Genomic DNA, 5,972 nt, shown 5'->3' with positions numbered 1-5,972 from the left:
GCCACCAGCCGTCGCCATGTGCCCGGCACCGGCCGCCCCGACCACCGAGCATCGGGCGCACCGCCAGCTCAGCGCGGCCGGTGCCGGGCACATGGCGACGGCTGGTGGCGGTGCGAATCCGTCGTGGACGGCGTTCATGTGCCTGCTTTCCGCGGCTCACGCCGGCTGGTCCTTGACCGACGTCGAGCACGCCGCTCGGACCGCTCCCGGGATGGAGCACTACCGGACCAAGAACACCGGCCGCGGCCACCGCCGCCCGCGCTCGCGCGACGAGGCGGCCGAGCGCCTGGCGCGGCAGTGGGAGAAGGCGCTTCAGTACGCGGCGCTGCACGCCGTTCTCCCGTCCGAGCGCGAGCCGAGCGACCTGGCGGAGCTGGAGAGCCTCGTCGGCTCCGTCAGCGCCCTCCTCGAGCGGTTCCGGGTGAGCCCGGGCCGGTGGGGTCGGAGCGAGCGGGCGACGTCGGAGAAGACGATCCTCACCGCCCTGGCCTACCTCACCCTGCACACCGGCAAGCGCACCGTCGCCGCGTCCATCCGCGACCTCGCCCTCCTCGCGGGCCTGGGCCGAACGACCGCGGCCAGCGCCCTGCGGACGCTGCGCGAGGACGGCTACGTGCAGCTCGCCGTCCGTGCGGACGGCTCGAACGCCAGCGAATGGCGACTGTCCGAGCACCTTTCCACAGGCTCACTGCAAGGTCCGGTCACAACCACTAATAACCCCCGCCCCCCTGGGCCGATCTTCACCGAACGAACCATGCTCCTCACCATGCTCGAAGCCGACCTCACCGACACCCGACACGACCTCTTCACCCGCGCCGGCCTGGGACACCTCGCAGGCAAGGCCTACGCGCTGCTGCGCCGCGAAGGGACCCTCGCCCTCGACGCCGCCGCCACGCTGCTCGGAGTCACCACCCGCACCGCCGCCACCGCACTCTCCCGCCTGCGCACACACCGGCTGGTCATCAGGCATACGACCGGGTGGACCCGCGCCAAGCGCGACCTCCGCACTGCCGCAGCTCGAACCCTCGGCGTCCACGGAGCCCTGGCAGATCGAGCCCACCGCTACGACGTCGAGCGCGAAGTCTGGGCTTGGTGGCAAGCCGAGCTAACCCACCGCTCCTCCTCCCCCAGACAACGCCCGCGACGCCGACACGTGTCGAGCCGACTCTTGTTCGAGGACACCACACCCGGTGAGCGCGTTTGGCCGCTCTACCCCCGCGACGCCGCCGGCCGCGGCGATCACCGCGAGGCGCTGCACTGGGGACGCACCGGCATGCTCGCCCCCGGCTCGCTTTGGTGGTCCTCCACCGCTGCCTAGCCCCGACGCTGCCCTTCGACGTCGACGCGGACCCGAGCTCGACGCACCCGAGACGGCCCCGCCGACCGGCGTACATGAGCGCTGTCAGATCCTCCGACCTACACTCGACTTTCATCGAACATACGTTCGAACACGTCGGGAGGTATCGAGATGACTGTGACGATCGTGGAGCGGATCTCGACTCCGGCGCCGGACGCCGTGGCGATCGCGTTCCTCGTTGCTGGCGACGCGGTAGCGGCCGGGTTCCCCTCCCCCGCGCAGGACTACTTCGACGGCTCTCTCGACCTCAACGACCACTTGATCCGCGACAAGACGTCGACCTTCATCGTCCGCGTGTCCGGGGAGAGCATGGTCGGTGCCGGCATCAGCGATGGCGATGAGCTGGTGGTCGATCGCTCCCTCTCCCCCAAGCACGGCAACGTCGTCGTCGCGATCCTCGACGGCGAACTCACCGTCAAGCGCCTCGAGCTCTCCCCCGGTGGCGTGATCCTGCGCGCTGAGAACTCCGAGTACCCGCCGATCCTCGTCCCGGAGCTCAGCGACCTCCAGGTGTGGGGCGTCGTCACCGTCTGCCTCCACCACCTCCACCGTGCGCTCTGAGCAGCGGATCGGTCTGGTCGACGTCAACTCGTTCTACGTCTCCTGCGAGCGACTGTTCGACCCGAAGCTCGCAGGCCGGCCCGTCGTCCTCTCGAACAACGACGGATGCCTCCCCACTGGGGTGAACCAGCCGCCGCTCACGCGAGGTGAGGCTGCTCCCCCGCGTCTCCCAGACAAATGCATAGTGCATTCAGTCTGAATATTTGCATTCAGGATGGTTGCATATTGCATCTATTCTGTCACCTGCATTCACTATGCCTGCAAGCTGCAACCGTTCTGCCACCTGCATTCACTATGACTGCGCCTTGCATCCATCCTGCAATGATGTCAGACTGGTATCACTTCGCAAGCAGTTTGCATCCCTGCCGCTCGCGCATATGGATCGCAAGACGCATGCACTTTGAAACCAAATTGAAAGCGATGTGAACGCATGATCATTCTGATCGGCAGCCAGAAGGGCGGCCCGGGGAAAACGACCATCGCGGTCAATCTCGCCACGGAGTACGCCCGCCAAGGCAAGGACGTCTGCCTGGTCGATGCCGACCCGCAGCGCTCGGCGGCCAGGTGGCACGCCGACCGCGAGGAGAACCGACACCAGCCAGCGATCGCGTGCGTCGAGAAGCTCGGCAGCATCCATCAAACTCTGCAAGACCTCGCGACTCGCTACGACGTCGTGATGGTCGACGTCGCAGGCAAGGACAGCAAGGAGATGCGCACCGGCATGACAGCCGCAGACAAGCTCGTCGTGGTCGTTCGGCCCAGTCAGCTCGACCTCGACACTCTCGGACACATGACCGAAGTCATTGACCAAGCTCTCGATTTCAATCCCGACCTGGACGTGCGCGGCCTCATCGCCCAGGCCCCCTCCAATCCGGCCGTCACGGAACGAACCGACGCAGGGGAGTACCTGGCGGAGTACCCGCGCATCCGGCCTCTCGAGACAGTGATCCACGAGCGGAAGGCTTACCGAGACGTCGTGGGAGAAGGGCTCGGGGTTGTCGAATGGAACAACGTCAAGGCAAAGTCTGAAATTCAGGAACTTGCTGCGGAGTTGGTGGCGTAATGGCAATCAAGAAGCGGCCAGCCGTGGACCCTGCCGCGATCGAAAGGTTCGGTGACGCGGCCGACGCACCCCCGGCCCCCGCAGCGCAAGCCGCTACGACGGCGACTACGCCGCTGGCAGTGGCGAAGTCGGCCGGGAGGGCAGCGGGCACAGCGAAGCGGCCCGTCGAGAGCGCGGGGGAGTGGCCTAGCGGACTCGGCCGAACTCTCCTCGTCCGCTGGCCTGACCCTGCTTTGGCGAAGGAGTTGGCCGAAGTTGCAGCTCTCGAGGACCGCAGCCAGCACAAGACCGCGCTCCGCGCCCTGCAACGCGGGCTCGAAGCCCTGCGCGCCGACCACCAATCTGAGCGCTGACCAGTCAAGTCCGATGCATTCATTTTAATATCAGAATGAATGCAAGTAGATCGCCGCATTGCTCTCTGTCCCCTGTCCCCTCAACTTGATAGACTCTTCTATAGGGGGTGGTTGCCATGTCGATCGCTGAGAGGCCCGACGGGGACACTGTTCGCCGGTTACGCAGCTTGCAGGTCGTAACCCGCGTGTCATACCTCCGCGCGTTGCGCACTGCGGCCGAAGGCACCGCACAGTCGCAGCTCGCCCGCGACATCGGCATCTCGCAGCCCTCGGTCAACAGCGCGTTGAAGTCCGCGGCCGCAGTGCCTGACGTGCGTCCCGGGTTCTCCGGCGCGACGCCCTATGAAATTGCCCAGCGCTACGACGCAGGAGAGCTGACGCGGGAGCAGGTCCTCGATGAGCTCGGCCGCTGGCCGTATCGTCCCGGATCGCCCAGCGACGGTTACGACTGGACCACCTTGGACCCGGGGGAGTTCGAGGAGGTGGGTCGTGCTCTCACTGAGCACCTGATCGACGCGGACGCGTACGACGAGATCCTGGATCGCTACAGCGAGCAAGGTCGGTGACGGGCGAGGACTCGTCAGCGATCGCCGCGCACCGCGAGACGGTGCGCGAGTGGGCTCGGGCCAGCGGCCCGCTGAGCCCTGCCGGCGAGCGGGCGACGGTGAACAACCGATACTGGTTCGTCCGCGGCCCTGACGGCGTGAATCGGCCGCGCGCTGCGCGAAAGGAGTTGCACGACCATCTGGTCGCCGCCTACCGCGACAAGTTCCCGGGCGTCCGTGCAGAGCGGAAGGCGATCATCCTCGCCGGCCCGCCCGGAGCCGGAAAGTCGACCGTCCTTGCAGACGTACTCGGCGCCGGCCGCGGCGCGTGGATCACGGTCGACGCGGACGAGTTCAAGCGCGCCCTGCTCACCGAGGCGATCAAGGACGGTAGTTACGACCGCGCGATCATGCCGCCCGAGGTTCGTGCCGCCGAGGCGGCGGGGGAGCGGTTCTTCCCGCTCGAGCTGGCCTCCCTCGTGCACGAGGAGTCCTCCCAGCTCGCGATCCGTGTCCGCAACGACGCGGTTCGGAACAAGCTGAACGTCGTGATCGACACCGTGCTCTCCTCGCCCGAGAAGGCCGTCGAGCTGGGGCAGCCACTCGGGTCCGTCGGCTACAGCGTCGAGGTCATCGACGTGGAGGTCCCGTTCGAGCTGTCGGAGTCGCGCATCGCCGGCCGCTGGCAGCAGTCCTACGAACGCGCCCTCGACGGCGCCGACGAGCTCGGTGGCCGATGGGTGCCCAGCGAGTACGCCCGCGGCGTCTACGCCGGCCCCCGGCGGCCGCTCCCTCCCCGAGGTCGCCGCCGAGCAGCTGGCCGACACCGGACTGACCGTTATGCGCTACCGGCGCTACAGCACCTCCGCTGAAGGGCAGCCGCGCACGCTCGACGTCGATAAGTCGCGCACCGCGTTCGGAGAACCCCTAATCGACACGGCCCTCGCACAAGCACGAGCGACCGTCACCCGCAGCTTCCCCACCACGACGCCGACGCAGGCGCCGGACCGCGGCGACCGAAGCCGTTAGACTTACTGCCGGCGGCGCCCGTCAGCAGCTTGCGCTCTTCCTCTACCCGTTCCGGGGGTCGCTAGATGCGGTACCGGCGAAATCGGGGGAGGGAGGCTAGGCACGCTTGCCCGAGAAGTACCGCCAGGAGATGTGGACGGTCAGGACGAACGAGGCACCCGTCGCGCTCACTTCTGCGGGAGTCGACTCCGTGATCGTTCCCTCGTAGGACTGGCGATTAAACCCCTCAGACAACGGGAGGCCGCTGACCTGGAAGCGGGAGGCGGCTACGAGTGTCCAACGCACGGTCGCCGCTCCCTGAGCACCTCCCCCGGGGAGGTTGCGCCCGCCGCCGCCGGTGAGTTCGCCGCCCTGCATTAGGTCGACCCCGACGAGGGAGTCAACGACCGTTCCTCCCGGGCCGAACATGTCGTTGGTGGCGAGGAACTCATCCACGGCAGCGGCTGCCGCCTGCTGGTCGGTGTCGTTCAGAGCGAACACGATTCCGCCGCCGAAGAGACAGACGGTCGAGAGCTCAGACGCCGATCCGAAGAGCTGGTTCCCTCCTCCCTCTGAGAAGCACCAGTCCTCTGTCGCGCGCGCCACCTCGCGCACACCCGGCGTGATGCTCACTGCCATCGCCTCATCGAACAGCGGACGGGTATCCACTCGCGCTGCGGAGACGACTGACGAGGTCGGTGAAGGGCCGGGGACGTCACCGACGCATCCCGAGAGCAGTGCCACAACGGCCGAGAGTGAGACCAGGCCCGAGAACCGGCGTCGATCCGTGCGATGGAGGGCGCGTCGCGGAGGCATGCGCCCACCGTAGGGCGCTGCTGATCGTTCTTCCGCTACCCGTTCCGGGGGCCGCTAGATGCGGCACCGGCGATGCCGGGGGAGGGAGGCCGCTGCGCGGCCCATTCCCCTGCGTTTTCCTTACCTTGTTGCTCGGGCGGTTTCGGTGCAGTCCTAGTGTGTCGATCGTCCGAGGACGGCGGGTAGGGCTCCTGCGTTTTGGCCGCTGTGACGGCTTGTGAAGAATGGCCGCCCGCCGTCCACCCGATGGTTCGACCGCTAATTGAGAG

At 67.3% G+C, this 5,972-nt stretch carries 6 protein-coding genes and 1 pseudogene; 6 read left to right on the top strand and 1 reads right to left on the bottom strand.

Annotation, left to right across the window (positions count from 1 at the left end; translation table 11 throughout):
* The 6 genes and pseudogenes from C5C71_RS16995 to C5C71_RS16970 form a co-directional block, all read left to right on the top strand.
* Positions 1–1,318, top strand: a 1,318-nt coding sequence (locus C5C71_RS16995; protein WP_219814209.1) for a hypothetical protein, incomplete at its 5' end; no start/stop codon positions are given.
* A 150-nt stretch (positions 1,319–1,468) separates the two neighbouring features.
* Positions 1,469–1,918, top strand: coding sequence for a LexA family transcriptional regulator (locus C5C71_RS16990; RefSeq protein ID WP_104292846.1), 450 nt, complete (start codon positions 1,469–1,471; stop codon positions 1,916–1,918).
* Positions 1,908–2,030 (top strand): annotated as a pseudogene (locus tag C5C71_RS18125) (hypothetical protein); the annotation flags it as partial. The gene C5C71_RS16990 and the pseudogene C5C71_RS18125, both read left to right, overlap by 11 nt.
* A gap of 318 nt (positions 2,031–2,348) precedes the next feature.
* Positions 2,349–2,981 (top strand): AAA family ATPase, encoded by a 633-nt coding sequence (locus C5C71_RS16980; protein WP_104292844.1) that lies wholly within the window; start codon positions 2,349–2,351, stop codon positions 2,979–2,981.
* 469 nt (positions 2,982–3,450) lie between these two features.
* Positions 3,451–3,900, top strand: coding sequence for a hypothetical protein (locus C5C71_RS16975; protein ID WP_104338163.1), 450 nt, complete (start codon positions 3,451–3,453; stop codon positions 3,898–3,900).
* Between the two features lie 167 nt (positions 3,901–4,067).
* Positions 4,068–4,751: a zeta toxin family protein gene (locus tag C5C71_RS16970; RefSeq protein WP_258068764.1), complete on the top strand. Its 684-nt coding sequence runs from the start codon at positions 4,068–4,070 to the stop codon at positions 4,749–4,751.
* Positions 4,752–5,004: 253 nt separating this feature from the next.
* Here the strand turns inward: C5C71_RS16970 and C5C71_RS16965 are convergent, their stop codons facing one another.
* Positions 5,005–5,526, bottom strand: a complete 522-nt coding sequence (locus C5C71_RS16965) for a hypothetical protein (RefSeq protein WP_104247894.1) — start codon at positions 5,524–5,526, stop codon at positions 5,005–5,007.
* Positions 5,527–5,972 lie beyond the last annotated feature (446 nt).

Source organism: Rathayibacter sp. AY1C1 (assembly GCF_002932105.1).
GTDB lineage: Bacteria > Actinomycetota > Actinomycetes > Actinomycetales > Microbacteriaceae > Rathayibacter.
The sequence above is the reverse complement of the archived record's forward strand: the minus strand, read 5'-3'. Positions and strand labels throughout refer to the sequence as shown.